This is a genomic window from Inquilinus limosus (genome assembly GCF_051487185.1).
GTDB classification, from domain to species: domain Bacteria; phylum Pseudomonadota; class Alphaproteobacteria; order DSM-16000; family Inquilinaceae; genus Inquilinus; species Inquilinus limosus_F.
This window is the reverse complement of sequence record NZ_JAHVDK010000050.1, coordinates 1-25,089: the sequence shown is the minus strand read 5'-3', so window position 1 is coordinate 25,089 and position 25,089 is coordinate 1. Positions and strand designations below refer to the sequence as shown.

Here is a 25,089-nt window from a genome sequence, read left to right as displayed (position 1 = left end):
CCAACGGCTTGGTTTCGTCTATCTCTCCCATGCCTGGACATGGGAGCGACGTGGCCGACCACTGGGGGCTGGTTCGGGGCTTATCACAATCGACGCGAGCGTCCGCTCCGGGGGAGCCCGGGAGGCCTCCGAACGTCGGCAATGGGGACAAAGCGCCATTCCGTGTTTCGGCGACCGCGCCCGTTCAGGGCTATGCCGGTCTGGCGGAACCGGTGCGGTTGCGCGTTGGGGCCGACCGGAGGATGCCCGGCCGGCCCGGCGCCGCTTCACAGACTTATCCGTTCACCCGATCAAATCGTCGATCGGTCCCCAGATGCCGTCGGTCCATGACGTGTCGACCTCGATCCGTCCATCCGGATAGGCGGTCACCGTCGTGCCTTCGCCGCCCGGAATGAGCGGGCGCTGGTTCACGACGCCCCCCTGGACGGGCACGCCCGTGGCCACGGCGATCGCCTGCAGCAGGCGTTGTCCTTCCTCGCCCTTGGCAACCTCGCAGCCATCCAGCCGGATCATACCGTCCTTCGTGAACTTCCCGTTGAGGCGGGACCATTGTTCGAGGTCGAGCGTTTCGGCGGTGAGACGCATCTTGGACTCGCCGGATGTCAGGGTCTGAGACCCCGGCGAGGCATGATCGCTGACGATCAGCTTCCTGATCGGGCGGCCATCCGCATCGCGCAGGATGTTGTCGATCAACTGCTGCTGCGTCGTGCCGGGATCGACGGGGTTGTTCAGGAGATTGACGACGTCGTCAGGATTGCCGACCCGAACCTGTGCCGTGCTCCTGGCGTCCTCGATCCTGTCGTTCCAGTCGTCGACGATACGGCCGACCGGCGTCTGCCTGAATGCCTCTGAGACGTTGTCCTTGGAGGAAAGGCCGGGAAAAGGCGGAGAGGGAAAACGGACTGGAAAGGTCATTCGACGCCTCGCATGCGGATTGTCGCTGTGGCCGTCCAGGAACAATGTAGCATAGGAATCTAGGCAGGACTGTCGCCTCCAGGCAACAGGGGAATGACCATTGTCCTGGACTTTATTGATCGCAGGCGAGTGATGTCGTTTCGGCGGGCTTTCGCCCTGGCCTGGCAGAGTGGATGCGGTTGCTCTGGCGTTCGAGCCGACCCCCTTCATCGATCGCCAGCGGTGGAGCGCCTACACCGAAAGGAGTACTTGGGCCCCTATCATATAATGCTATGATTCAGAGGCTTCGGCCGAGGAAATGAATGTGTTCGGGCCGTCACCCGACGCACGGCCACGCGGATAAAATATTCCTGCCCGTGTTGACGGATCGGGAAGGAACGCTCGGAGCTGGAAAGGCCGCCGCTGCATGGCGGCCTTTTCCACGTCAGGCGGCGCGGGTTCCAACCAGGCACTTCCCTCCAGATAACTGCGAGCCGCCTTTGGCCGCATGCAGCTTGAACGCGATCTCGGTCCGGTTCCGAGCCTGCAGCTTCTTCATGATGGTCCGGACGTGCACCTTCACGGTGCTCTCGCACAAGTTCAGTTCATAGGCGATGATCTTGTTCGGCTTCCCGAGGGCGACCGCGTCGGCGACGACCGCCTGCCGTTCCGAAAGCCCGAGCATGCTGTGAAGAGATTGCCGAGATTCCGGCCTCTTGCGACCGGAGGTCTGGAGCACACTGGCGGGGACGAAAGTGCCTCCCGCCATCGCGAGACAAAGGGCCCCGATCGCGACGCTTAGGCTGACGCTGGTCGGGATGTAGCCGCGGACGCCCCGCGCCAGCATCTCGACAATATGGCCGGGATCCTCGTTCTCGCCGATCACGACGACGGGAATGTGCGGATGGGCGCGAACCAGGCCCTGGAGTTCGTCCTCGAACGACAGACGGTCGCTGCCGATCGTGCCGCTCTCCAGAAGGATCAACGATGTGTCGGTCCGATCCGTGCTCCGCTCCCACTCATCAATATCGGCGAACGCCCGGCTGCAAAAGCGGCCGTCGGCCGATGCGAGCGCCTGCGTCAACGTCTCCCGGCCCAGGGCGCGCCGGTCGATGATCGCGACCTTCACCAAACCCGGGACGGGACTGACGGCTGTTCGAGCCCTGGCGAGGTGATCGCTCTCGAGTTCTGCCGACACCCTGGTGTTGGGAAGATCGTCCGTTTCCATGCTGTTTAAAGGCATAGTGATTCCTACCGCCTCTTAGCTTGGTTGAGGGATGCTTCCCTTCCGCTTCATTGGCTAGAGATCGAAGGCGTCTTATGGTTGCTTCTGAATCTTTGTTGGTCTCAGAGAGCCGGTGAGGCCGGCAGGGATGCAGGCCGAGTCCGGCGAAGTTCAAACTTATTTGAATGAGATTTTATGTAAAATCAAGGAAGATTGGCGTAAGCCTTTTGAGCTACTATTCCTCCCAAAGGAGTAGCCGCTGGTCAAGCGGTGGCTGGTCCGGAATGGTTGGGGCTGGTTACCGACCGCAGAGGCCGTATCCCCGGGCCGGCCTCCTCGGCTCAGCCTCCGTCCGCGAAATACCGCCCAGGCGTGACGCCGAAGGCCTTGCGGAAGCCGGCGACGAAGGCGCTCGGGCCTTCATAGCCGAGCCGGTCGGAGACCTCGCCGACAGGGACGCCGAGCGACAGCCATTCCACCGCCTTCAGCAGCCGGGCCTGGCGCCGCCAGGCGCGGAAGCTGAGGCCGGTCTCGGACCGGAAATGCCGCTCGAAGGAGCGTTCCGACAGCGCCGCCCGCCGCGCGATCTCGGCCAGTCCGTCGGTCCGCGCCGGATCGGCTGCCAGCTCGCTCACCGCGCGCCGCAGCCGGGCCGAGGCCGGCATCGGCAGGTGCAAGGGCGCGATCGGCTCTGTGACCAGCTGGTCGAGGATGACGCCGACGATCCGCCCCGCCGGGCCGCCGGTCGCGGCGTCGCGCGGATAGCCCAGCAGCGCCAGGATCAGCTCGCGCAGCAGCGGCGACAGCCGGATCACCGACGGGTCGCGCGGCAGGTGCCGGACGATTTGGGGCCGGAGGAACAGGTAGCGCAGCGCGGATCGCTGCAGATAGGTGACCGCGTGCGGGACGTCCGGCGGGATCCACAGGGCCCGCTCCGGCGGCACCACGAAGCTGCCGCGCTCGGTCTCCACCGTCACCGAGCCGGAGACGATGTGGAACAGCTGGGCCCAGCGGTGGCTGTGCGGCTGGAAGTGCTGGCCGGTTTCCGCCTCGCCGGCGAAGGTGAGAACGGGGGCGGGATAGTCCTCCGCCTCCGGCCGGCCGAGATCGGGATGGATCAGATTGTCCGGATGGATCATGGCGACCCGAATACAGAAATCGAAGATATGGCGCCAGATGGTTGGCGACTCGCAGACATAAGTCGGCGGAGTCGTGCTAACATGAAGGCCCTCGGCGACCTTAAGGTGACCGCCGTCGACATCGCCCCGCCCGGCAACGCCGCGACGGGGTGCCGACCTCCAGCAGAAGGGAGTCCGACGATGGACAGCATGGTCGTTTCGTCGCGCAAGCCGCGGATCGCGGCCGCGACCTTCCGTCCGGCGATGGCGGCGAGGGCCGTCGGCCGGTGCGCCGCCTGGATCCGGCATCGGATGAAGATCAGGCGCGACACCGAAACGCTGATGGCGCTGGACGATCACCTGCTCGCCGATATGGGGCTCGACCGCCCGGAGATCGGGCGCGCCCTGCGCCAGGCATACCGGACGGCTGGCGGGGGCCGGTCTTAGAAGGCTACAGCCCCACCCGCCGCACCACCGGCTCCAGCACCGCGTCGACCGCGGCCAGGTCGTCCCAGGCCAGGTCGACGCGCAGGGCCTCGACCATCGGCCGGGCCTCGACCGGCAGGCGGACCAGGTCCTTCTCGGTGGTCACCGGCACGGCCTGCCGCTCCTGCGCCGTCTCGGCCAGGCGCATGATCTCGTCCGGCGTGTAGGCGTGGTGGTCGGGGAAGGGGGCGCGGCCGACGATCTCCGCCCCCAGCTCCGCCAGGGTGGCGAAGAACTTCTCCGGCCGGCCGATGCCGGCGAAGGCCAGCACCCGGCGGCCGTGCAGCCGCGCCGCGTCCTCCGCCCTCGGCAGCAGCCGGGCGCCCAGGGCCGGCAGGCCGTGGCGGGCGGCGAGGGCGCCGATCCCGGCCCGGTCCGGGCCCATCACCACCAGGGCGTCCGCCCGTCTCAGCCCGTCCTCCGGCCGCTCGCGCAGCGGGCCGGCGGGCAGGATCCGGCCGTTGCCGAAGCCGGTGCCGCCATCGACCACCAGCAGCGACAGGTCCTTCTCCAGGCTCGGATTCTGGAAGCCGTCATCCATCAGGATCAGCTGGGCGCCCGCCGCGGCGGCGGCGCGGGCCCCGGCGGGGCGGTCGCGCGATATCCAGGCCGGCGCGGCACGGGCCAGCAGCAGCGGCTCGTCGCCGACCTCGGCGGCCTTGTGCCGGTCGGGGTCGACCCGCACCGGCCCGGCCAGCGACCCGCCATGGCCGCGGCTGAGGAAATGCGCGGCGATGCCGATCTCCGCCAGGCGCCGGCCCAGCGCCAGCGCCACCGGGGTCTTGCCGGCGCCACCCGCCACCAGATTGCCGACGCAGACCACCAGCACCGGCGCCCGCTGCGGCCTGATCAGGCTCCGGCGCAGCCGCGAGGCGAGGTCGTAGAGGGCGCCGGCCGGGGCCAGGAGGCGGGCGGCCGGCGTCGCCTCCGGGCGGTACCAGAAGCCGGGGGTTTTCATCCGGCGTCCCCGGTCACGCCAGAATCGGCGTGATCAGCGGCTCGAGCGTCGCCATCACGGTCGAGACCACGCCGCGGTTGCGCTGGGCCACGGCGCCGGCGGCGCGGGCCATGCGGCGGCGCTCCACCGGGTCGTCCAGGAGGCGGCCGACCGCGGCGGTCAGCGCCGCCGCATCGGCCACCGGCATCGCGCCGCGGGCCTGGCCGAGCTGGGCGGTGATGTCCGGGAAGTTGGTCATGTGCGGGCCGTAGACGAGCGCGGCGCCCAGCTGCGCCGCCTCGATCGGGTTGTGGCCGCCGAACGGCACCAGCGAGCCGCCGATGAAGGCGATCGGGCAGACCCTGAGCCAGATCCCCATCTCGCCGATCGTGTCGGCGATCAGGATGTCGGTGTCGGACCAGGGCAGCCGGGTCCGGCTGCGGCGGATGGCGCGCAAGCCCGCCGCCTGGACCAGCCCGGCGATCTCCTCGCCGCGGTCGGGGTGGCGCGGCGCCAGCACGGTCAGGAGGCCCGGCCGCTTCGCCGCCAGGGCCTTGTGCGCCTGGACGATCTGCTCCTCCTCGCCGGCATGGGTGCTGGCGGCCAGCCAGACCGGCCGGCGGCCGATCGCGGCCCGCATCGCCGCCAGCTCCTCGAGATCGGCGTCGGGCGGGTCGGAGGAGAATTTCAGGTTGCCGACCGCGCCGACGCCGCGGGCGCCGAGGGCGCGGAAGTTGCGGGCCGAGCGCTCGTCCCAGGGCAGGATCACCCGGAAGATCCCGAGCAGCCGGCGGATCAGCCGCGGCAGCCGGCGCCAGCGGCGGAACGACCGCTCCGACATCCGGGCGTTGACGAGGGCGATCGGCAGGCCGCGCTTCTCCGTCTCCATCAGCATGTTCGGCCAGATCTCGGATTCTACCCAGATCGCCAGATTCGGCTGCCAGTGATCGAGGAAGCGGCGGACATAGGCCATGCGGTCGAGCGGCGCGAACTGGTGCATCGCGCGCTCCGGCAGCCTTTCGGCGATCAGCCGGGCCGAGGTGACGGTGCCGGTGGTGACCAGGACGGACAGGCGCGGGTCGCGCTCGAGCACCCGGCGCACCAGCACCTGGACCGACAGCACCTCGCCGACGCTGGCGGCATGCACCCAGACCAGGGGGCCGGCCGGGCGCGGCAGGCTGGCATGGCCCAGCCGCTCGCCGCGGCGGGCGGGATCCTCGCGGCCGGCGGCGGTGCGCCGCGCCAGCAGCAGGGGCACGAGGGGGCCGGCGGCGTCGGTCAGCCCGCGATACAGCGCATAGATCATCCAGACGATGTCACCGGAACGGGTGCAGATGGGTCAGGAACTGATCTGTACATGCCTCCCAGGAATAGCGCAGCGCAAAACTGCGGCAGTCCTCCGACGGCACCTTCAACGCCTCGCGGATGGCGCGGCCGAGATCCTCGTCGAGCCGGCCGACCGGGGCGTCGCCGATGACGTCGGCCGGGCCCTGCACCGGATAGGCAGCGACCGGCACGCCGCAGGCCAAAGCCTCCAGCATCACCAGGCCGAAGGTGTCGGTGCGCGACGGGAAGACGAAGACGTCGGCCGCGGCATAGGCGTCGACCAGCTCCTGGCCCTGCTTGGCGCCGGTGAAGGTGACGTCCGGGTACCTGGCCTGGAAGGCGGGCAGGGACGGGCCGCCGCCGACCACCACCTTCTCGCCGTCGAGCGGCAGCGACAGGAAGGCGTCGAGATTCTTCTCCACCGCCACCCGGCCGACATAGAGGTGGCGCGGCCGCTCATGCTTCAGCCCCGGGCCAGGCCGCTGGGCCGGGCGGAAGCGCTGGGTGTCGACGCCGCGGCTCCAGCGCGCCAGGCGGCGGAAGCCGCGGCTGGTCAGGTTGCGCTCGAGCGTGTCGGTCGCCACCATCACGGCGCTGGCGGCGCGGTGGAAATGCCGCAACAGGGCGTAGGTCGAGGCCAGCGGCATGCCGGTGCGCAGCTGGACGTATTCCGGGAACTGGGTGTGGAATGAGGTGGTGAAGGACAGCCGCCGGCGGATGCAGTAGCGCCGCGCCGCCCAGCCCAAGGGTCCCTCGGTCGAGATGTGGATGGCGTCCGGGTCGAACTCGTCGATCAGCCGGGCCATGCGCCGGCTCTGGCCAATCGCCAGACGGATCTCGGGATATGTCGGGCAGGGGATGGAGGCGAAGCGATCGGGGCCGATCACCTCGACCTGGTGGCCGCGCCGGCGCAGCTCGTCGCGGGTCGATTCGATCGTGCGCACCACCCCGTTGACCTGGGGCAGCCAGGCGTCGCTGACGATCAGGATGCGCATCAGCCCTCGGACAAAACGCGAGGCTGGATCAAGCGGCGCGCCGCGGCTTCAGGTCCGGCTGCGGCGCCACCGCGTCGCGGGCCGCCACGATCTCCGCCCAGTGCAGGATCTCGAGCCGGCCGTCCTGATGCTCCACCAGGGCGGTGCAGCTCTCCACCCAGTCGCCGTCGTTCACATAGGTCATGCCCTGCATGTCCTTCAGCTCGGCGGTGTGGATATGGCCGCAGATGACCCCGTTCACGCCGCGCCGCTTGGCCTCCTCGACCAGCGCGAGCTCGAAGCGGCCGACGAATTCGACCGCCCGCTTCGCCCGCTGCTTCATATAAGCCGAGAGCGACCAGTAGGAGAAGCCGAGACGGCGGCGCACCAGATTGACCGCCGTGTTCAGATGCAGGAGCAGCTCGTAGGCCTTGTCGCCGACATGGGCCAGCCATTTGGCGTAGCGCACCACCACGTCGAACTGGTCGCCGTGGATGACCAGGAAGCGGCGCCCGTCGGCGGTGACGTGGACGCAGTCCTCGGCGACGTCGACCTCGCCGAAGCTCTGGCCGACGAACTGCCGCGCGGCCTCGTCGTGGTTGCCGGGGATGTAGAGCACGCGGGTGCCCTTGCGGGCCTTGCGCAGCAGCTTCTGGATCACGTCGTTGTGCTGCTGCGGCCAGTACCAGCTCTTCTTCAGCCGCCAGCCGTCGACGATGTCGCCGACCAGGTACAGGGTGTCGGAGTCGGTGTGCTTGAGGAAATCGAGGAGGAGGCCGGCGTTGCAGGCCCTGGTGCCGAGATGGACGTCCGAGATCCAGATGGTGCGATAGCGCGTCACCTGTTCCATGGGCGTCGGTCCTTCGGCGGTCATATACCGTCCATATAACCGAGACGCCTTCGGCAAACAACATCTTGATGTCGTCTGCCATCTCGCAGGTGCAAAACTTAATAAAATGGTCACGGATGCTTCCGATGCCGCGATCCGGCGCCAACTGTTCGGATCCTGTTCAGCCGGTTTGTGACTCTTTTCTGAACAGATCGCGCCCGGATGGGACAGGAACCCGCCCTCCCCCGGTTGCGGACGAGGGAGGGCGGGCGCGGCGGCGGTGCGACAGCACGCGATCCGCCGCGATCACCGTCGGACGGCTGCGGCCGTACGCGATCGGAGTCGGCTCAAGATCGCGTAAAATCCGCGGCACTTCGAGAGGGTTTCCGCGCCCCGGCGAAGAACGCAAGGAAGCGGCCGCGGCGGCGGAACGAAGTTTCCGGCGGCGGTTCCGATCATGACCGCCGCGGGCGACGGCCGCCCTCCCCCGGTTGCGGACGAGGGAGGGCGGGTCCGCCAGGCGCTAGAGCACGAAGTCCCCTTCGGTCAGCGCATGGTCCGAGTACACGTTGATGATCGCGTCCGGCGTCTTGTCGCCATTGATGTCGAGATAGACGCCGTAGCGGCTGTTGGCGAAGGCCACGACCCGGACCTGGCCGGCGCCGGTGAAGGCGCCGGTGCCGAAGGTGAAGGCGGTGTCGCCGTTGCCGGCATTGCCGTCGGAGTCGATCGCCGACAGGTCGATCAGGTCGCCGGCCGTGAAGTCGGCGACCACGTCCTTGCCGGCGGCGGCGACGGTGCTGTCGGCCGCGCCGGTGTAGGCGAAGCGGTCGGCGCCGGCGCCGCCCTTCAGCACATCTGCGCCGCCGCCCCCGGCCAGCACGTCATCGCCGCCCAGGCCCCATAGCGTGTTGGCGCCGCTATCGCCGGTCAGCGCGTCGGTCTGGGCCGAGCCCATCACCTGCTCGATGCCGGTGAGGGTATCGCCCTCGGCGTCGCCGCCGGTCGAGGTGCCGCCGAGAACCACATTCACCCCGGCGGCCGAGCTGACATAGCTCGCGGTGTCGATGCCGGCGCCGCCGACCAGCTGATCGGCGCCGCTGTTCCCGACCAGGATGTCGTTGTCGTCGCCGCCGTCGAGCTGGTCGTTGCCGGCGCCGCCATAAATGCTGTCGTTGCCGGCACCGCCGGAAGCGCCGTCGTTGCCGACGCCGGCATCGATCGAGTCGTTGCCGGCTTCGCCGAAGAGGCTGTCGGCCCCGTCGCCGCCGACCAGCCGGTCATTGCCGTCTCTGCCGTTCAGGACGTCGTCGCCGGTCTCGCCCGACAGCGCGTCGTCGCCGCCGCGGCCGTCTAAGAGATCGGCACCACCCTCGCCGCCGATGATGTTGCGGTCGGCGTTGCCGGACAGGGTGTCACCGAAGCTGGAGCCGTAGATGTTCTCGATGCTGGTCAGCGAGTCGCCCGTGGCGTCGCCGCTGAAGTTCAGGTTGTTCTGCAGGTCGACGAACACTTCGAGGCTCGATCCCTGGTAGTTGGCGAAATCCGAGCCGTTGCCGCCGTTGAGGATGTCGCCCCCCGCTCCTCCGCGCAGGGTGTCGTTCCCGTCACCACCGGTGATGGCGTCGTCGCCGTCGAAGCCGATCAGCCGGTCGGCCTGGGCCGACCCGCCGATCGTGTCGTTGCCGGAGAATATGATAGCGAGCGCCGCCAGTTCGTTGCCGCCGAGGAAGCCCGCGGCCACATCTGCCAGCGGCGTGTTCATGCCGGCGATGGAGAAGATCGGGGTGATCGCCGGCCTGCTGTAGGTCAGGTTGTTGACGGTGCCGGCGAAGTTGTTCGGAAGCGTGAACGACATCCCGGTCCCGGCGAGCGACAGCGTTCCGGTGTCGTTGAAGAAGACGGTGCCGGTGGTCGGCGTAATCACCGGGAAGCCGGCGATGCCCGAGGATGCGATCTGAGAGAGCGTGCCGAACTGGATGCCGGCGCCGTTGAGGCCGGTGCCGTTGTTCACGGTGAAAACCGCCATGGAAATGCCTCCCGATATGTACGTCCCGACCATCCGAAATCGCGGCCGTTAAGGACCATCTTGATCGGGATTGTCTCAAGATCGGGCAAAATCCGCGGCAGTTGGAGAGCGTTTCCGTGTCCCGGCAAAGAACGCAAGGAAGCGGTCAGGCCAGAATAACTAGATTTCCGCCAAATTTTTCGAAAATAACTTCTGCAGGCTGGCTTGGGGCGGCCCGTGCGATCTTTTCTGCTTCTGCTCAGAAATGAAATGGCGCGTCGTGCCCAGGCTGGGCGGCAACTCACCGCCCCGCCACCGTCATCCCGTCGATCCGCACCGTCGGCGAGTCCATCCCGTAGCGCAGCACCAGGTCGTTCGCCGGCACCAGCGCCCGGTACATGTCCTTCAGGTTGCCGGCGATGGTGACCTCATTGACCGGATGGGCGATGCGGCCGCGCTCGATCCAGAACCCGTTGGCGCCGCGGCTGTAGTCGCCGGTGACGCCGTTGACCGACGACCCCATCAGACCGGTGACGTAGAAGCCCTCCGCGATGTCGGCCATCAGCTCGGCCGGGGTGGCCTGGCCGGGGGCGAGATACAGGTTGGCCGGGGCGGCGCCGGGCGGGCCGCTGGTGCCGCGCACGGCATGGCCGGTCGGGGCGAGGCCGAGCTGCCGGGCCGAGCGCAGGTCGAGCAGCCAGGTGGTCAGGCGGCCGGCCTCGATCACGGCGCGGCGGCGGCAGGCCACGCCCTCGCTGTCGCAGGGGCGGGAGCGCAGGCCGCGGCGGATATGCGGGTCGTCGATCACCTCGATGCCCGGGGCGAACACCGCGTTGCCCATCCGCTCCTTCAGGAAGCTGGTGCCGCGGGCGATGGCGGCGCCGTTGATGGCGCCGACCAGATGGCCCAGCAGGCTGCGCGCGGCGCGCGGATCGAACACCACCGGCACCCGCGCCGTCGCCGCCTTGCGCGCGCCCAGCCGGGCGACGGCGCGCTCGCCGGCGCTGCGGCCGACCGCCTCCGGCGCCTGCAGGTCTTCGGCATGCACCGCGCTCGAATGGTCGTAATCGGTCTCCATCCCCGTGCCTTCGCCGGCGATGGCGGAGACCGAAATGCTGCTGCCGGTCGAGCCGGTGACGCGGGCAAAGCCGTTGCTGGCCACCATCGCCGCCATGCTGCGGCCGAAACCGGCGCTGGCGCCTTCGGAATTGGTCACGCCCTTGACTGCCAGCGCCGCTTCCTCGGCCGCCCGGGCGCGGTCGGCCAGCACCTCGGTCGACGGCTCGACCGGGTCGATCAGGTCGAGATCCGGCAGCTCGGTCGCCAGCTCGGACGGGTCGGCGATGCCGCAATACGGATCCTCCGGCACCACCTTCGCCATGGCGACGGCGCGCTCGACGATCTCGTCCAGCGCCGCGGGCCGGCGGTCGGAGGAGGAGACGATCGCCATGCGCCTGCCGATGAAGACGCGCAGGCCGAGATCGCCGCCCTCGGACCGTTCGATATGCTCGAGCTTGCCGAGCCGGTAGCTGATCGAGATCGAGGTGCTGTCGAACAGCACCGCGTCCGCGGCGTCGGCGCCGGCGCGGCGGGCCTTGTCGATCAGGCCGGACAGCAGGTCGAGGGTCGCGTCATGGGAATCGGGCATCGTCCGGTCCGTCGGTTCCAGGGCATTCACGTGATGTAGCGACGCCGCCCCCGCCGCGGCAAGGTGCAAGGGGCGAGTGGTCGCAGCGATCGCTTCAGGCGAAGTCTTTTGCGTTGCCTCTCCCGTCTACCGGACTTTCTTCCCGTCATTGCGAGCGCAGCGAAGCAATCCAGGGCCGCAAGAGCGGAGGCATGGATTGCTTCGTCGGCTTCGCCTCCTCGCAATGACGGTGTTGGAATTCCGATGAAGGTCTCGCCGGCGAGGAAGACCTCGCAACAGGCTTCATCTCCGCCGCCGATGGGGGCATTCTGGTGGAACGAGTCGCGGGGGAACCGGAGGGGTCGCGTGATCGGAGCACGGATCGGGGCGGCGCTGGCCGCCGCCTGGCTGCTGCTGGGGGCCGCGGGATCGGCCGCAGCAGGGGAGGAAGATCTTGCCTGGGCCCATGTTCGGCTGCCGGCCCAGGGGTCGCCGCAGGTGGTCGGCACCTATTCCAACGGCTGCATCGCCGGGGCGGTGCAGCTGCCGCCGGAAGGGCCCGGCTACCAGGTCATCCGGCTCAGCCGCAACCGCAACTGGGGTCATCCGAACCTGGTCGCGACGCTGCTGGACCTCGGCCGCCGGGCCGAGGCCGCCGGCCTGCCGCCGCTGCTGATCGCCGATATGGGCCAGCCGCGCGGCGGCCCGATCACCGACCATGCAGCGCATGAGAACGGGCTCGACGCCGACATCTGGCTGCGGCTCGACCTGCCGCTCCTGGCGCGGGAGCAGCGCGAGACTCTGAAGCCGGTCTTCGTCACCGGGGCCTGGACCGACTTCGTGCCGCGCGGCGCCCTGACGCGGCAGCAGGCGCAGCTGATCCGCCTGGCGGCGGCCGAGCCGCGGGTGGAGCGGATCTTCATCCACCCGGCGATCAAGCGCGAGCTGTGCGCGATGTCCTGGGACGACCGCTCCTGGCTCAACAAGGTGCGGCCCTGGACCGGCCACAACGAGCATCTGCACCTCCGCATCGGCTGCCCGGCCGACAGCCCGCTGTGCCGCGAGCAGGACCCGGCGCCGCCCGGCGACGGCTGCGGCGCCGACCTGATGTCCTGGTTCCCGATGCGGGCGCCGGTGCCGCGGAAGTCGGACAAGCCGGCGAAGCCCTACGTCCCGCCAGTGCTCCCGGCCGCCTGCACGGCGGTGCTGAACGCGCCGGCGGTGGTGGCGCAGCCTTAGGGGCGGGACCGGTCGGCCCTCGGTCCGAGGCGCAACTCCGCAGGAGCTCTGCTACAGTCAAGGTCATCCGCTTCAATGGAGGCGTCCATGAGCGTGACCTTTCCGAATGAAACCCCGGAGTATCGCGCCGCTCGCGACAGGCTGCTGCAGCGCGAGGCCAACCTCAGGCGCGAGATGGAGGCGGTGGCCGCGGAGATCCGGGCGCTGCCGCCGGGTGGGGCCATTCCCGAGGATTACGAATTCGACCATATCGATGCCGAAGGGGTGGCGGCGAAGGTGCGGCTGTCAGAACTGTTTCGGCCTGGGACTGAGGCGCTGATCCTCTACCACTACATGTTCCCCCGGCATCGCAGCGATAGCCGGCGCGGGCCGGGCGGCGGGCCGATGGCGGCGCTGCCGGTCGAGGAGGGGCCGTGCCCGTCCTGCACCGCTCTGCTCGACAACTGGGAGGGGGCGGTTCCGCATGTCGAGGGCCTGGGCGTGAACATCGCTGCCGTGGCCAAGGCCCCGATCGAGCGGGTCGCAGCTTTCGCGGCGGATCGGGGCTGGCGCCATCTGAAGCTGCTGTCCGCCGCCAACAACAGCTTCAAACGCGACTATCACGGCGAGGACGAGGAGGGCCAGCAGGTGCCGATCCTCACCGTGTTCCACAAGGGCACCGACGGCGTCATCAGGCTCAGCTGGGCCTCCGAGCTGTTGTTCCAGCCGTCCGAGCCGGGGCAGGACCCCCGCCATCTCGGCACGGTCGAGCCGATGTGGACCCTTCTGGACCTCACGCCCGGCGGGCGGCCGGACGCCACAGAGCAGTTCGAGTACGACTGCTGTCGGCCCGAGGCGCGGGCAGGATCTCCCAAGGCATAGCGCGACCACGGCTCGGACCTCAGCCGACGCCCCGCGTCGCGATGCATGCGTACAGGGCATAGCCGCCGAAGAAGCGGTTCTCGGCCGAGGCGCGCTCCAGCCCGTCGACATAGGCGTCGGCCTCCGACTGGGTCATCGCGCCGGTCCGCGGCAGCAGCACCCGCAGCGAGGGCAGGCCGGGCGCCGTGACATCGGCTTGGCCGATATCCATGGCCAGCCAGCCGCGCGACCAGCGCAGCGCGAAGCCGGCTTCGACCAGCAGGCGGGGCATTGCGCGCATGACGCGCGGATGGGCGATCAGAGCCTCCTGCACGATGCGGTCCGTCGCAGCGCCGCCGTCCGGCGCGTCGGTGGCGAATGTCGTCGACGCGTAGTCGCCGTCGAAGACCACCAGCCGCCCGCCTGGCCGCAGCAGCCGGCGGGCCTCGGCCAGCACGGTGGCAGGCTCGGCGACGTGGCTGATCAGGGTGTGCATCACCACCACGTCGAAGGCGGCGTCGGCGAAGGCGGCGAGCCCGTGGGCGTCGCCGACGCGGAAGTCGATCCGGCCGCCCAGGCCCTCGGCCTCGGCGGCGTGCCGGCCGCGCGCGACCAGATCCCCGCTGACATCGACCGCGGTGATCGGGCCGGCGACCTCCGGCCGGCGTGCGATCACCCGCGCCGCGACGCCCGTGCCGCAGCCAAGATCGAGGATGGCTTCCGGCCCGGCCAGGGCGAGGGCATCCATGTAGTCGTCGATCGCGCGCAGGAACAGCGGGTGCTGCTTGCGCGCTTCCAGCCGCGCGGCGATGGCCTCGAGCGTCTGGACGTCCATCTGGAAGGTGCGGCCGTAAGGATCGGGTGAGCTGATGCGGGCCTGATGGGTCATGGCGGTCTGTCCTTGCTGGGAGACGGCCCGCCGGCCTGACCTTGGCGGACCGTGGGAAAAGCCCTACGCTCGTTCTCGGCCGAGCGGTCAGGCTCAATCGGCCGAAATCGAGGCGTTCGTGCCATGCCCGACACTATCGCCGCCCGGCCGGGGCCGCTGCGCGTCGCCATCCTCGTCCTGCCGGGGGCGACCACCGCGGCCACGGCCTGCGGCATGCTCGACGTGCTTGCGGGCACGGGGCGAGCCTATGAGCGCCTGACCGGCGAGGCCACGGCAGCGCAGGCCATGATCGAAGCCCGGCTGGTCTCACCGCAGGGCGGCGATATCGCCGTGGCGAATGGCGTGGTTCTCGGCGGGACGCTGCCGATCGAAGCCTATGCTCCGCCGAACGGGACGATTCCCGACGTGGTCTGCGTTCCGGCTCTGGCGACGCCCCCCGACCGGGCCGTCGACGCCCCGGACGCCGTGCTCAGCTGGCTGCGGCGCTGTCACGCGGAAGGCGCGCTCGTCGCCTCCGCCTGTTCGGGCACGCTGCTGCTGGCCGAGGCGGGGCTGCTCGACGGCGGCGAGGCCACCACCCATTGGGCCTTTTGCGCCGGGCTGCGGCAGCGTCATCCGGCGGTGCGGGTGCAGCCCGCGCGGGTGCTCACGGCGTGCGGACCGGGGGCGAGGATCATCACCGCGGGCGGTGGCGCGTCGTGGCACGACCTCGTGCTCTATCTGGTGGATCATTTCCTCGGGCCGGACACGGCGCGGCGGGTGGCGAAGGTCAATCTGCTGCGGTGGGACCGGGTGGGACAGCTGCCTTTCGCTTCGCTCGCCGCCACGGCGCAGCATGGCGACCGGGCCGTGCGTGCCGCGCAGGACTGGCTCGCGACCAACTACCGCACGCCGCATCCGGTGGCCGGAATGCTGGCGTGCTCCGGCCTGCCGGACCGAAGCTTCAAGCGCCGCTTCCGCGCCGCGACCGGCCTTTCGCCGCTCGACTACGTCCATGCCCTGCGCGTGGAGGAAGCGAAGCAGATGCTGGAGATGGAGACCATGTCGGTGGACGCGATCGCGGCCGAGGTGGGCTACGAGGATCCGGCCTTCTTCCGGCGCCTGTTCCGCCGGCATGTGGCGCTGACGCCGGCGGCCTATCGGCGCGCCTTCGCCCGCCCCGTGCCCGTGGCGATCGCCGGAGCAAGCGCCGGCCGGCGCTACGGCAGGCTCGAATAGACCGCCGGGCCTTCGAAATCCTGCTTGCCGAGATCGACGCCGGCGTGGCGCAGGATGGCGTAGGCCATGGCGATGTGGAAATGCAGGTTCGGCAGGGCGTAGTGCAGCAGGAAGGGCAGGCCGGCGAAGCGGCGGGTGCGGCCGCCCATGGTGACGTCGATCACCCGCTCCTCCGACCCGTCGATCTGCTCCGGCCGCAGCGCCTGCAGATGGGCGAGGGCTGCGTCGAGCCGGGCGGCCAGATCCGGCAGGCTCGCGGCGGCCGAGCGGAAGGGGTGATGGAAGCCGCGGTTGAACACGGCGAAATCCTCCGCTTCCGGCTCGGGCAGCGCCTGGCCGGCCAGGCGGGCCGCGGCGCCGCGGGCGCCGTCCGCCGCGATCTGGACCTGGCGGTGCAGCGGGAACATGTCCGGCGCCAGCCGGCTCTCCAGCAGGATCGCCGGGTCGAAGCCCCTGGCCGCGGCATGCGCCTCCGCCTTCTTCAGGATGCCGGCACAGTTGGTCAGCATGCGCACGAAGACCGGCACTGAGGCCTGGTACATCGAGATCGTCATGGTCGTGCCCTCCGGCCCTCTGATATCAGCGAGCCCACAAAGAGATCGTCATTGCGAGCGCAGCGAAGCAATCCAGGGCGGCAAGAGCGGAAGCATGGATTGCTTCGTCGGCTTCGCCTCCTCGCAATGACGGTTCTTTTTTCTGTTCCGCCTTGTCCGCCTACCGCGGCCGCAAGGCCACCGCGTAGACCAGGCTGTCGGCCTCGGCGCCGCGCAGATGCGGGACGCGGTCGTCCTGGTCGGTGACGACGGCGGTCTCGCCCTCGGTCACCGCCAGGTGCCGGCCGATGTCGATCACCGCGGTCCCGCGCAGCACGTAGAACAGCCAGACCGGCGCCGGCTCCAGCATCGCGTCGGCATCGTCCAGCGCGACCACCCGGTGGTCGATCTGCAGCGACCGGTCGGCGATGATGTTGAGGTCGCGCACCGGCCCGGCGATCAGCTTGCAACTGGTCGCGGCCTCGCCGTCGAAATCGAAGGGCTCGTGCGGCCGGTCGAGGCGCACCGTGCGTGGCAGGGCGCCGGGCTCGGCGATGGTCAGGTCCATGCCACGGCCGGACAGCAGCATGATGGTGCGCCCGCAGCCCGGGAAGGTGGAGAAGGGGCCGTCGGTCTCGACCTCGGCCAGGCTCAGCCGCCAGAGGAAGCCGCACGGCGTGTCGCCCGGCTCGACCGCGATCTCGGCCGTCCGTCCCCCGCCGTTGCGCCAGGGCATCAGGCGGTGCTGGGCGGGCGGGATGATGCGGGTCGGCATGGGCGGCGCAGTCTCGGGCGGCGGAACCGAGGGAACGATAGCACAGGACGGCCCGGGTCCACCTGTGCTTGCAGCGTCACTTGCCATCGCGGGAGCAGCCGTCGGGGCGGGGCCTGGGGCCGCGGCGGTCGGGCGGCACCTTGCAGTTGTCCACGCGCTGCTTGTCGCTGGCCTGTCGCCCAGGCGCTCCTTGCCGGTCTTGTCGGGGCCGGTCTTGACCGGCGCGCCGGCCGGGGCGGGCGCGGCCTGGGCCCAGGCGACGGAGGCGCACAGGGCCAGCGCCAGGCCCGCCGCCGCGCTGCGAGCGACTTTGCCCCAGGCCATCCTGCCCTCCGTCACCTGGCGTCGTGGAAGATGATGCCGAGGGTGTGCCGGCGGCCGCCGCGCAGCCGGCTGACGCCGTGCCGCAGGTTGACCCGGTAGTCGCCTCGGGTCCCGGCGACCGGCCGGTGATGGACGGCGAAGGCGACGCCGTCGCCCTGGCCCAGCGGCACCACCTCCGGCCGCGACTGCATGCGCGGCCGCTGCTCGGTCAGCACGAACTCGCCGCCGGTGAAGTCGCGGCCAGGCTCCGACAGCAGGATCGCGACCTGCAGCGGGAAGGCGAGGTCGCCATACAGGTCCTGGTGCAGGCAGTTGTAGTCGCCCGGCTCGTATCGCAGCAGCAGCGGCGTCGGCCGGGTCTGGCCGGCCTTGTGGCAGGCCTTCAGGAAGGCCTCGTGCTGCGCCGGGTAGCGGGTGGCGATGCCCATGCGGCGGTTCCACTCATTGGCGACCGGCGCCAGCCGGGGGTAGAGGGCGGCGCGCAGCCCGGCGACCGGCTCCGGCAGCGGATAGCCGAAATACTTGTACTCGCCCTGGCCGAAGCCGTGCCGGGCCATCACCACGCGGCTGCGGAACGGCTCGTCCCGCGGGTAGAGCGCGGCGATGGCGCGGCATTCCTCGGGCGTCAGCAGCCCCGGCAGCACCGCCGCGCCGTACCGGTCCAGCTCCGCGGCCGCGGCGTCCCAGTCGAGCCGTGCGACCCGGTCGGCGGGGGAGGGTACGGCGTCGTCATGGCGGCGGAGAAGCGAGCGGGGCATCGGTTGGTCCTCGATGGTGTGACGCCAGCATGGCGCTCCCGGTTCCGCCGCGCACTCCGGCTCTTGCGGTCGAATTCGGGCGCGCCCGCGGCCCGACGCGGGGCTGATTCCCATGCGCTGCCGCAAATTGCATCGCGGCAATGGTGACGATTCCGCGCTTTGGGCCGGCGGCCGGCTGTGGCATGACTTCCCGGTCGTTCTCCTTGAGCACAGCCGCCGCCATGCAGCCCTTCACCACGCTCACCGCCGTCGCCGCGCCGCTGCCGATCGTCAATGTCGACACCGACATGATCATCCCGAAGCAGTTCCTGAAGACGATCAAGCGCACCGGCCTCGCCGCCGGCCTGTTCTACGAGCTGCGCACCGACGAGCAGGGCAACCCGAAGGACTTCGTGCTCGACCGGCCGGCCTACAAGAAGGCGCAGATCCTGGTCGCCGGCGACAATTTCGGCTGCGGCTCGTCGCGCGAGCACGCGCCCTGGGCGCTGCTGGACTTCGGCATCCGCTGCGTCATCGCGCCCAGCTTCGCCGACATCTTCTACAACAACTGCTTCAAGAACGGCATCCTGCCGATCGCCTTGCCGCAGGAGCAGGTCGAGCTGCTGATGAAGGACGCCGAGAACGGCGCCAACTCGACCCTGACGGTCGATCTGGAGAAGCAGGAGATCACCCGGCCGGACGGCCAGACCGTCCGCTTCGAGTTGGATCCGTTCCGCAAGCACTGCCTCTTGAACGGGCTCGACGACATCGGCCTCACCCTGCAGCAGGCCCCGGCGATCGACAGCTTCGAGGCCAAGCGGAAGTCGGCCCAGCCCTGGCTGGCGGCCTGATCCGTCGCGACATCCGAAGAACGAAGAGGAACGGACGTGTCCAAGAACAAGAAGCTGCTCGTCCTCGCCGGTGACGGCATCGGCCCGGAGGTGATGGGCGAGGTCAAGCGCGTCGCCGAATGGATGGGCAGCCAGCGCGCGGTCGGCTTCGACATCGAGGAGGAGCTGGTCGGCGGCTGCTCGATCGACGCCAACGGCGTGCCGGTCACCGACGCGACGATGGAGAAGGCGCTGGCCGCCGACGCCGTGCTGCTGGGCGCGGTCGGTGGGCCGAAATGGGACGGCGTCGACTTCGCGATCCGGCCCGAGGCCGGCCTGCTGCGCCTGCGCAAGGACATGGAGCTGTTCGCCAATCTGCGCCCGGCGCTGGTCTACCCGGCCCTGGCCGACGCCTCGACCCTGAAGCGCGAGGTGGTCGAGGGCCTCGACATCCTGATCGTGCGCGAGCTGACCGGCGGCGTCTATTTCGGCGAGCCGCGCGGCATCACCGATCTCGGCAATGGCGAGCGCCGCGGCGTCAACACCCAGGTCTACACGACGTCTGAGATCCGCCGCGTCGCCGCCGTGGCTTTCGAGCTGGCGCGCAAGCGCGGCAACAAGGTCTGCTCGGTCGAGAAGATGAACGTCATGGAATCGGGCCGGCTGTGGCGCGAGGAGGTGACCAAGCTGCACCAGGAGCAGTATGCCGACGTCCAGCTCAGCCACATGCTGGCCGACAACTGCGCCATGCAGCTGGTGCGGAACCCTAAGCAGTTCGACGTCATCGTCACCGACAACCTGTTCGGCGACATGCTGTCGGACGAGGCGGCGATGCTGACCGGCAGCTTGGGCATGCTGCCCTCGGCCTCGCTCGGCGCGCCCGACGCCACCGGCCGCCGCAAGGCGCTGTACGAGCCGGTGCACGGCTCGGCACCCGACATCGCCGGCCAGGGCAAGGCCAACCCGATCGCGACGCTGCTCAGCTTCGGCATGATGCTGCGCTACAGCTTCGACCTCGGCGCCGAGGCCGACCTGCTGGAGGCGGCGGTGTCCGACGTGCTGGACCGCGGCATCCGCACCGCCGACATCGCCGGCACGGGGGCCACCCAGGTGGTGTCGACCGGCGACATGGGCACGGCGATCCTGGAGGCGATGGCCGCGCGGTCTCGCTGAGCCGACGGCCCTCCAGTATTTGTGCAGTGCAGCAGGGCGGGGCCGCGGGTCCCGCCCTTTTTGTCTGGCGTTTCGCTAGTCCCCGCGCATAAACGAATCAATTTTGCGCGATTCGCGGCGATAGGCGGCGGGGAGAGTTCCCGACTGTTCTTGCTCGCGGTTCCTTTTACGTCCAGTTGACGTAGCGTCCGGCTGGCCTTCGACCGGGCGCAGGGATTCAATCTCATCGAGACTTTGAACAGTGCTTGACGGCGTATCGCTTGCGCGTTGACCTGATGTTACAAACGCAACGTTGCGCAACATATCGGTCGACGACCAGGGGGGATACGTCGAGATGAAGCAGGGGATCATCGGGACCGTTTCGCGCTTCGCGCTCGCGGTGGCGGGCCTCTCCGCCGCGGCGGGGCTCGGGGCCGGATCGGCGCAGGCGGCCGGCTTCTATATCCAGGAGCAGAGCGTGACCGGCCTCGGCCGCGCCTTCGCCGGCGGTGCCGCCGCGGCCGACGACGCCAGCACCATCTATTTCAACCCGGCCGGCATGGGCTTCCTGAAATCCGGCGAAGTCATGATCGGCGGCAGCCTGCTGATCCCGGACTCGCGCCTGAAGGACGACGGCTCGACCATCGACTATCCGGCCTTCCGCACGCCGGGCGGCATCCTCAACCCGCCGCCCGGCGCGATCTCCGGCGACAGCAAGAGCGGCAATCCGTACGATCCGACGCTGGTGCCGAGCGGCTATGTCGCCGTGCCGGTGCCGAACACCGAAAACCGCCTCTGGTTCGGCATCGGCCTCGGCGCGCCCTTCGGCCTGGAGAGCGACTATGGTGGCAACTGGTTCGGCCGCTACGACGCGACCAAGACCGAGTTGCAGGTGTTCAACTTCGCGCCGTCGGTGGCTTATCGGGTGAATGACTGGCTGTCGATCGGCGGCGGCATCGACATCTCCTATGCCTGGGCCAAGCTCGAGAGCAAGGTGCCGAACCCGGTTGCTCCTATCGCGCCGGCCTTCGCCGATGACGGCGACCTGACGATCAAGGGCGACAGCTGGGCGGTCGGCTACAACATCGGCGCCATCGTCCAGCCGGTGGAGGGCACCCGGATCGGCGTGCATTTCCGCTCCGGCGTCGACCACATGCTGGATGGGCGGGCCAAGCTCGACGGCATCGACTTCCCGCCCCTGCCGGGCCTGCCGGCGACGGCCGACTTCGCCACCGGCGGCCGCGCCAAGCTGAACCTGCCGCCGATCCTGTCCTTCGGCATCCGGCAGGAGGTCACGCCGCAGATCGCGCTTCTGGGTGGCGTCACCTGGTACGGCTGGTCCTCCTTCAAGGAGATCCGGGTCAAGCGATCGGACGGCGGCGACGATCTGGTGAACGAGCAGCGCTACCAGGACACGGTCGGCTTCTCGGTCGGCGGCGAATATTACTGGAACCAGGACCTGACCCTGCGCGCCGGCTTCCAGTACGACCCGACGCCGACCAAAGCCGGCTTCCGCTCCAGCCGCACCCCGGACGGCGACCGCTACTGGCTGTCCGCCGGCCTCAGCTACGACGTGATGGAGAACCTGTCGGTCGACTTCGCCTACACCCACATCTTCATCGATGCCCGCAAGATGGACACCGATCGCGAATTCTTCGCCGGCACGCCACTGGAGACCCAGGTGGACTACGACGCCAAGAACAGCGGCAGCGTCGACATCGTGGCATTGGGGCTGCGGTACCGGTTCTGACCGAGACCTTTGATAATGCTACTGGCGTGGCCGTCTGATGGCGGCTTCTCCGCTTCCGGTGCTCACGGACTTTCACGTCCGCTGCGCTCCGGTTCTCGAAGCCACCACCAGCCGACTCACGCCAGCGCATTCTCAAAGGTCTCTGGCGCTCATCCCCTTTGAATTAGCCCGATCGCCTCCGCGACCGTCCTGACGTCACCGAAGTTGCGGTAGATCGCAGCCAGGCTGGCGCGGTGCTCCGGCTCCGGGCCGAGGCAGGCGTCGGCCAGCATCACCGTCCGGAAGCCGCAGGAATAGGCGTCGCGGGCCGAGGCCTCGCAGCAGACATGGGTGACCGCGCCGGCGATCAACACGGTGTCGATGCCGCGCGCGGCCAACCGGTCCGGCAGGTCGCAGGTGCCGGGGAAGAAGGCGCTGTAGAGCGCCTTTCGACACTGCAGATCGCCGGTCCGGACCTCGAGGCCGGGATGCAGCGCCGCCCGCGGATCGCCCTCGGCCGCTGCAGCCCGATAGTGGGCCGCCGGCACGGCCCCGAGAACCTCATCCAGCAGCGGTGCCGGAACATCGGCCGCAGGTCGGACCCAGGCGACCAGACCGCCGGCGGTCCGCACCGCTGCAGCGAGGCGGTTGACGTTGGCGACCACGGTCTCGGCATCGACCACGGCGTCGATCCGCGGCGGCTCGATCGTGAACAGCACGGTGAGGTCGACGACCACCAGCGCCGTCTTTCGTGGAACGATTGTCTCGAAGGCGTGCAGCCGCCCGCGGCGGCGGCTCATCCGCTCGATTAGCCGGGGCGGCAGCCAATCGCTGGCGCTGTCCACGGGCTAGGTCGAGACCCCCGCCCGGCGCAGCTCGTCCCCCAAGCGGCCCGTGACCCACAGCCCGTACATGCGGAAGTCGCTGGCCAGCGACCACAGCGGATAGGTGAAGGTGGCCGGGCGGTTGCGCTCCACGAAAAAGTGGCCGATCCAGGCGAAAAGATAGCCGGAGACCGCGGCCGCGAGCAGCCACCACCAGCTGCCGGTGACGATCAGCAGGAGGAGGCAGATCAGCGCCAGGGTGGTGCCCAGGAAATGCAGCGCCCGGGTCCGCGGCTGGGCGTGCTCACGCAGGTAATAGGGCCAGAAGGCAGAGTAGCTCGGCAGCGTTTCGGCCATCTCCGATCCTCCCTTTGTCCAGCGGCCAGCCGGCACTTGACGGCATGATCGCCGCGCGCTCGACGCATGGCTGTGCCATTGCGCCTGGATCGGCATACATTCTACCGAGTGCGTCCCCAACAGCAATCGAACAGCCGGATCATCGTCATGGGCTATCGGGTCGCGGTCATCGGAGCCACCGGCAATGTCGGTCGCGAGATGCTTTCCATCCTCGCCGAGCGGAATTTCCCGGCCGACGAGGTCGTCGCGCTCGCCTCCGAGCGCTCGGTCGGGCGCGAGGTCTCCTTCGGCGAGGACGACGTCCTCAAGGTGCAGGACCTCGCCAAATTCGACTTCACCGGCATCGACATCGTGCTGTCCTCGCCGGGCGCCAAGGTCTCGGCAGTACACAGCCCGCGCGCGGCCAAGGCCGGGGCGGTGGTGATCGACAACACCTCGCATTTCCGGATGGATCCGGACGTGCCGCTGGTGGTGCCGGAGGTCAACCCGCAGGCGATCGCCCAGTTCCGCAAGAAGGGCATCATCGCCAACCCGAACTGCTCCACCATCCAGATGGTGGTGGCGCTGAAGCCGCTGCACGAGCTGGCCAAGATCCGCCGCGTCGTGGTCTCGACCTACCAGTCGGTCTCCGGCGGCGGCAAGGAGGCGATGGACGAGCTGTTCAACCAGACCCGCGCCATCTACGTGAACGACCCGATCGTGAAGGAGAAGTTCACCAAGCAGATCGCCTTCAACGTCATCCCGCATATCGATGTCTTCATGGAGGACGGAATGACGAAGGAGGAGTGGAAGATGGTGGTCGAGACCAAGAAGATCCTCGACCCCGCGATCAAGGTCGTCTCGCATTGCGTGCGGGTGCCGGTCTTCATCGGCCATTCCGAGATGGTGAACATCGAGTGCGAGAACCCGGTCTCGGCCGAGGAGGCGCGCGCCGCGCTGAAGCGGGCGCCGGGCGTCTCGGTGGTCGACCACCGCGCCGACGAAGGCTACGTCACCCCGGTCGAATGCGCCGGCGAGGACCTGGTCTATGTCAGCCGCATCCGCGAGGACGTCACGGTCGAGAACGGCCTGTCCTTCTGGGTGGTCGCCGACAATCTTCGCAAAGGTGCCGCGCTGAACGCGGTCCAGATCGCCGAAGTTCTGGTCAAGGACGGCCATCTCCGCTAGGTCGCCTGATACGTCCGACCATTGCCGCGGAAGGGGATCCCCGATCGGGATCCCCTTCTGCTTTGCTGTCGGGGGCCTTTCCCAATCGATTTTGATCTAAGTTCGTTTCAATATAGACAATTTTATCTAATCTCCATAGATAGGGGTGACTTCATCCCTATCCGCTGGCTGCGCATGAGCTGCCTGACCGCCTGTGAGATCGAACGCTCGGCCCGAATCCTGCTGCGCCGGCACGGCCAGGCCGCGCCGCAGGAGGCGCGCCGGCAGGCGGACTCCTGCGCCGGCAACGGTCAGCGGCACTGGGTGGCGACCTGGCTGCTGATCGCGGAGATCTGCGAGGAGCTGCTGGCCGCCGGCACCGGGCCAATCACGCATCCGGCAGGGTGAAGACGGCGCAGGGCGTCGCGATGCCGCGCAGCGCATGCTCGCCCAGCGGCACCAGCGGCGCCGTGGTCTCGGCGGCGACCGCGCCCGAGATCAGCACCGGCCGGCCGAGCGGCCGGCACAGCCCCTCCAGCCGGCTGACCAAGTTGACGGCGGGACCGATGGCGGTGAAGTCCAGCCGGTCGGCGGCGCCGATATTGCCCCACAGCACCTCGCCCAGATGCAGCGCCGCGCCGAAGGGCAGCGGCGGCAAGCCCTGCGCCCGCCGCGCGGCGTCGAGATGGGCCATGCCGGCGCGGGCGGCGGTGATCGCGCGCAGCGCCGCGTCGCAGGCCTCGGCCGGCGCGTCCGTGACCGGGAAGATCGCCAGCACGCCGTCGCCGATGAATTTCAGCACCTCGCCGCCGAAGGCGTGCACCGCCCCGGCGATGCGGTCGAACCAGGCGTCGAGCGCGGCGATCACCTCGGCCGGCGGCGTCGCCTCGGACAGGGCGGTGAAGTCGCGCAGATCGGCATAGAGCAGAGCGGCGCGGATGGTCTCGCCGGCGCCGCGACGCAGCGCGCCCGCCTGCACCCGGGCGGCGCTGCGCCGGCCGAGATAGGCCTCCAGCAGCGCGGCCAGCGCCGCCCGTGCGGCCAGCGCGGCCAGCGGCGCCGCGGCGAAGCG

At 69.4% G+C, this 25,089-nt stretch carries 25 protein-coding genes; 9 read left to right on the top strand and 16 right to left on the bottom strand.

The features are described 5' to 3' along the window. Positions 1-282: 282 nt before the first annotated feature. The 3 genes from KXR53_RS34270 to KXR53_RS34260 all read right to left on the bottom strand — a co-directional run bounded on the left by KXR53_RS34270 (position 283) and on the right by KXR53_RS34260 (position 3,258). The gene (locus KXR53_RS34270) at positions 283-915 is read right to left on the bottom strand and encodes a DUF4347 domain-containing protein (protein ID WP_437380113.1); all 633 of its coding nucleotides are present in this window, start codon (positions 913-915) and stop codon (positions 283-285) included. A gap of 424 nt (positions 916-1,339) precedes the next feature. Then, entirely contained in the window at positions 1,340-2,122 is a 783-nt protein-coding gene (locus KXR53_RS34265; RefSeq protein WP_437380112.1) for a LuxR C-terminal-related transcriptional regulator, read from the bottom strand. A gap of 338 nt (positions 2,123-2,460) precedes the next feature. Continuing rightward, positions 2,461-3,258 carry an AraC family transcriptional regulator gene (locus tag KXR53_RS34260; protein ID WP_437380111.1) on the bottom strand — a complete coding sequence of 266 codons (798 nt, stop codon included), beginning with the start codon at positions 3,256-3,258 and terminating at the stop codon, positions 2,461-2,463. Between the two features lie 180 nt (positions 3,259-3,438). On the opposite strand from KXR53_RS34260, the gene KXR53_RS34255 reads away from it, so the two are divergent. After that, on the top strand, positions 3,439-3,684 hold the full coding sequence (locus tag KXR53_RS34255) for a DUF1127 domain-containing protein (protein ID WP_437380110.1): 246 nt from the start codon (positions 3,439-3,441) through the stop codon (positions 3,682-3,684). 4 nt (positions 3,685-3,688) lie between these two features. Here the strand turns inward: KXR53_RS34255 and lpxK are convergent, their stop codons facing one another. The 6 genes from lpxK to KXR53_RS34225 all read right to left on the bottom strand — a co-directional run bounded on the left by lpxK (position 3,689) and on the right by KXR53_RS34225 (position 11,445). Continuing rightward, complete coding sequence (gene lpxK / locus KXR53_RS34250) at positions 3,689-4,681, bottom strand: tetraacyldisaccharide 4'-kinase (protein ID WP_437380109.1); 993 nt, start codon at positions 4,679-4,681, stop codon at positions 3,689-3,691. A gap of 13 nt (positions 4,682-4,694) precedes the next feature. Then, positions 4,695-5,966 (bottom strand): 3-deoxy-D-manno-octulosonic acid transferase, encoded by a 1,272-nt coding sequence (locus tag KXR53_RS34245; protein WP_437380108.1) that lies wholly within the window; start codon positions 5,964-5,966, stop codon positions 4,695-4,697. A 10-nt stretch (positions 5,967-5,976) separates the two neighbouring features. Continuing rightward, the gene (locus KXR53_RS34240) at positions 5,977-6,981 is read right to left on the bottom strand and encodes a glycosyltransferase family 4 protein (RefSeq protein WP_437380107.1); all 1,005 of its coding nucleotides are present in this window, start codon (positions 6,979-6,981) and stop codon (positions 5,977-5,979) included. A gap of 28 nt (positions 6,982-7,009) precedes the next feature. Continuing rightward, positions 7,010-7,810 (bottom strand): UDP-2,3-diacylglucosamine diphosphatase, encoded by an 801-nt coding sequence (locus tag KXR53_RS34235; RefSeq protein ID WP_437380106.1) that lies wholly within the window; start codon positions 7,808-7,810, stop codon positions 7,010-7,012. Between the two features lie 502 nt (positions 7,811-8,312). Further along, positions 8,313-9,818 carry a calcium-binding protein gene (locus KXR53_RS34230; RefSeq protein WP_437380105.1) on the bottom strand — a complete coding sequence of 502 codons (1,506 nt, stop codon included), beginning with the start codon at positions 9,816-9,818 and terminating at the stop codon, positions 8,313-8,315. A 280-nt stretch (positions 9,819-10,098) separates the two neighbouring features. Next, positions 10,099-11,445, bottom strand: a complete 1,347-nt coding sequence (locus KXR53_RS34225) for a TldD/PmbA family protein (RefSeq protein ID WP_437380104.1) — start codon at positions 11,443-11,445, stop codon at positions 10,099-10,101. A gap of 345 nt (positions 11,446-11,790) precedes the next feature. Here KXR53_RS34225 and mepA point away from each other — a divergent pair, with 345 nt between their 5' ends. Together mepA and KXR53_RS34215 are read left to right on the top strand one after the other, a co-directional pair. Continuing rightward, a complete protein-coding gene (gene mepA, locus KXR53_RS34220) occupies positions 11,791-12,663 on the top strand; it encodes a penicillin-insensitive murein endopeptidase (RefSeq protein WP_437380103.1) in 873 nt (290 codons plus the stop codon). A gap of 87 nt (positions 12,664-12,750) precedes the next feature. After that, positions 12,751-13,524 carry a DUF899 family protein gene (locus KXR53_RS34215; RefSeq protein ID WP_437380102.1) on the top strand — a complete coding sequence of 258 codons (774 nt, stop codon included), beginning with the start codon at positions 12,751-12,753 and terminating at the stop codon, positions 13,522-13,524. A gap of 19 nt (positions 13,525-13,543) precedes the next feature. On the opposite strand, the gene KXR53_RS34210 is transcribed toward KXR53_RS34215, so the two are convergent. Next, a complete protein-coding gene (locus tag KXR53_RS34210) occupies positions 13,544-14,392 on the bottom strand; it encodes a methyltransferase domain-containing protein (protein ID WP_437380101.1) in 849 nt (282 codons plus the stop codon). A 123-nt stretch (positions 14,393-14,515) separates the two neighbouring features. On the opposite strand from KXR53_RS34210, the gene KXR53_RS34205 reads away from it, so the two are divergent. Next, positions 14,516-15,610, top strand: coding sequence for a GlxA family transcriptional regulator (locus KXR53_RS34205; RefSeq protein ID WP_437380100.1), 1,095 nt, complete (start codon positions 14,516-14,518; stop codon positions 15,608-15,610). Here the strand turns inward: KXR53_RS34205 and KXR53_RS34200 are convergent. The 3 genes from KXR53_RS34200 to KXR53_RS34190 form a co-directional block, all read right to left on the bottom strand. Continuing rightward, positions 15,592-16,164 (bottom strand): DUF1993 domain-containing protein, encoded by a 573-nt coding sequence (locus KXR53_RS34200; protein ID WP_437380099.1) that lies wholly within the window; start codon positions 16,162-16,164, stop codon positions 15,592-15,594. The two genes, KXR53_RS34205 and KXR53_RS34200, sit on opposite strands and share 19 nt — an antisense overlap. A gap of 160 nt (positions 16,165-16,324) precedes the next feature. Then, entirely contained in the window at positions 16,325-16,918 is a 594-nt protein-coding gene (locus KXR53_RS34195; RefSeq protein ID WP_437380098.1) for a HutD/Ves family protein, read from the bottom strand. 335 nt (positions 16,919-17,253) lie between these two features. Further along, a complete protein-coding gene (locus tag KXR53_RS34190; RefSeq protein WP_437380097.1) occupies positions 17,254-18,000 on the bottom strand; it encodes a 2OG-Fe(II) oxygenase in 747 nt (248 codons plus the stop codon). Between the two features lie 221 nt (positions 18,001-18,221). On the opposite strand from KXR53_RS34190, the gene leuD reads away from it, so the two are divergent. The 3 genes from leuD (at position 18,222) to KXR53_RS34175 (ending at position 21,711) form a co-directional block, all read left to right on the top strand. After that, positions 18,222-18,830 carry a 3-isopropylmalate dehydratase small subunit gene (gene leuD / locus KXR53_RS34185; protein WP_437380114.1) on the top strand — a complete coding sequence of 203 codons (609 nt, stop codon included), beginning with the start codon at positions 18,222-18,224 and terminating at the stop codon, positions 18,828-18,830. 36 nt (positions 18,831-18,866) lie between these two features. Then, positions 18,867-19,982, top strand: a complete 1,116-nt coding sequence (leuB, locus tag KXR53_RS34180) for a 3-isopropylmalate dehydrogenase (RefSeq protein WP_437380096.1) — start codon at positions 18,867-18,869, stop codon at positions 19,980-19,982. Between the two features lie 334 nt (positions 19,983-20,316). Next, positions 20,317-21,711, top strand: a complete 1,395-nt coding sequence (locus KXR53_RS34175; protein ID WP_437380095.1) for an OmpP1/FadL family transporter — start codon at positions 20,317-20,319, stop codon at positions 21,709-21,711. A gap of 149 nt (positions 21,712-21,860) precedes the next feature. Here KXR53_RS34175 and KXR53_RS34170 read toward each other — a convergent pair whose 3' ends face one another. Together KXR53_RS34170 and KXR53_RS34165 are read right to left on the bottom strand one after the other, a co-directional pair. Further along, positions 21,861-22,535, bottom strand: a complete 675-nt coding sequence (locus KXR53_RS34170) for a cysteine hydrolase family protein (RefSeq protein WP_437380094.1) — start codon at positions 22,533-22,535, stop codon at positions 21,861-21,863. A gap of 3 nt (positions 22,536-22,538) precedes the next feature. Next, on the bottom strand, positions 22,539-22,871 hold the full coding sequence (locus tag KXR53_RS34165) for an Mpo1-like protein (RefSeq protein WP_437380093.1): 333 nt from the start codon (positions 22,869-22,871) through the stop codon (positions 22,539-22,541). A gap of 147 nt (positions 22,872-23,018) precedes the next feature. Here KXR53_RS34165 and KXR53_RS34160 point away from each other — a divergent pair, with 147 nt between their 5' ends. Next, entirely contained in the window at positions 23,019-24,038 is a 1,020-nt protein-coding gene (locus tag KXR53_RS34160; protein ID WP_437380092.1) for an aspartate-semialdehyde dehydrogenase, read from the top strand. 174 nt (positions 24,039-24,212) lie between these two features. Continuing rightward, on the top strand, positions 24,213-24,425 hold the full coding sequence (locus KXR53_RS34155) for a hypothetical protein (protein ID WP_437380091.1): 213 nt from the start codon (positions 24,213-24,215) through the stop codon (positions 24,423-24,425). Here the strand turns inward: KXR53_RS34155 and KXR53_RS34150 are convergent. Continuing rightward, the coding region (locus tag KXR53_RS34150) for an adenylate/guanylate cyclase domain-containing protein (RefSeq protein ID WP_437380090.1) at positions 24,406-25,089 on the bottom strand (684 nt) is incomplete at its 5' end. The genes KXR53_RS34155 and KXR53_RS34150 overlap by 20 nt on opposite strands.

What these genes read in the sequence shown, in the direction of transcription:
- KXR53_RS34230 (WP_437380105.1), bottom strand. Translation starts at nt 9,818, where the DNA reads ATGGCGGTTTTCACCGTGAACAACGGCACCGGCCTCAACGGCGCCGGC.
- KXR53_RS34215 (WP_437380102.1), top strand. Translation starts at nt 12,751, where the DNA reads ATGAGCGTGACCTTTCCGAATGAAACCCCGGAGTATCGCGCCGCTCGC.
- KXR53_RS34235 (WP_437380106.1), bottom strand. Translation starts at nt 7,810, where the DNA reads ATGGAACAGGTGACGCGCTATCGCACCATCTGGATCTCGGACGTCCAT.
- KXR53_RS34195 (WP_437380098.1), bottom strand. Translation starts at nt 16,918, where the DNA reads ATGCCGACCCGCATCATCCCGCCCGCCCAGCACCGCCTGATGCCCTGG.
- leuD (WP_437380114.1), top strand. Translation starts at nt 18,222, where the DNA reads ATGCAGCCCTTCACCACGCTCACCGCCGTCGCCGCGCCGCTGCCGATC.
- KXR53_RS34260 (WP_437380111.1), bottom strand. Translation starts at nt 3,258, where the DNA reads ATGATCCATCCGGACAATCTGATCCATCCCGATCTCGGCCGGCCGGAG.
- KXR53_RS34155 (WP_437380091.1), top strand. Translation starts at nt 24,213, where the DNA reads ATGAGCTGCCTGACCGCCTGTGAGATCGAACGCTCGGCCCGAATCCTG.
- KXR53_RS34200 (WP_437380099.1), bottom strand. Translation starts at nt 16,164, where the DNA reads ATGACGATCTCGATGTACCAGGCCTCAGTGCCGGTCTTCGTGCGCATG.
- KXR53_RS34255 (WP_437380110.1), top strand. Translation starts at nt 3,439, where the DNA reads ATGGACAGCATGGTCGTTTCGTCGCGCAAGCCGCGGATCGCGGCCGCG.
- KXR53_RS34190 (WP_437380097.1), bottom strand. Translation starts at nt 18,000, where the DNA reads ATGCCCCGCTCGCTTCTCCGCCGCCATGACGACGCCGTACCCTCCCCC.
- KXR53_RS34210 (WP_437380101.1), bottom strand. Translation starts at nt 14,392, where the DNA reads ATGACCCATCAGGCCCGCATCAGCTCACCCGATCCTTACGGCCGCACC.
- KXR53_RS34160 (WP_437380092.1), top strand. Translation starts at nt 23,019, where the DNA reads ATGGGCTATCGGGTCGCGGTCATCGGAGCCACCGGCAATGTCGGTCGC.
- KXR53_RS34225 (WP_437380104.1), bottom strand. Translation starts at nt 11,445, where the DNA reads ATGCCCGATTCCCATGACGCGACCCTCGACCTGCTGTCCGGCCTGATC.
- KXR53_RS34205 (WP_437380100.1), top strand. Translation starts at nt 14,516, where the DNA reads ATGCCCGACACTATCGCCGCCCGGCCGGGGCCGCTGCGCGTCGCCATC.
- KXR53_RS34265 (WP_437380112.1), bottom strand. Translation starts at nt 2,122, where the DNA reads ATGGAAACGGACGATCTTCCCAACACCAGGGTGTCGGCAGAACTCGAG.
- KXR53_RS34270 (WP_437380113.1), bottom strand. Translation starts at nt 915, where the DNA reads ATGACCTTTCCAGTCCGTTTTCCCTCTCCGCCTTTTCCCGGCCTTTCC.
- KXR53_RS34175 (WP_437380095.1), top strand. Translation starts at nt 20,317, where the DNA reads ATGAAGCAGGGGATCATCGGGACCGTTTCGCGCTTCGCGCTCGCGGTG.
- lpxK (WP_437380109.1), bottom strand. Translation starts at nt 4,681, where the DNA reads ATGAAAACCCCCGGCTTCTGGTACCGCCCGGAGGCGACGCCGGCCGCC.
- KXR53_RS34165 (WP_437380093.1), bottom strand. Translation starts at nt 22,871, where the DNA reads ATGGCCGAAACGCTGCCGAGCTACTCTGCCTTCTGGCCCTATTACCTG.
- KXR53_RS34240 (WP_437380107.1), bottom strand. Translation starts at nt 6,981, where the DNA reads ATGCGCATCCTGATCGTCAGCGACGCCTGGCTGCCCCAGGTCAACGGG.
- KXR53_RS34245 (WP_437380108.1), bottom strand. Translation starts at nt 5,966, where the DNA reads ATGATCTATGCGCTGTATCGCGGGCTGACCGACGCCGCCGGCCCCCTC.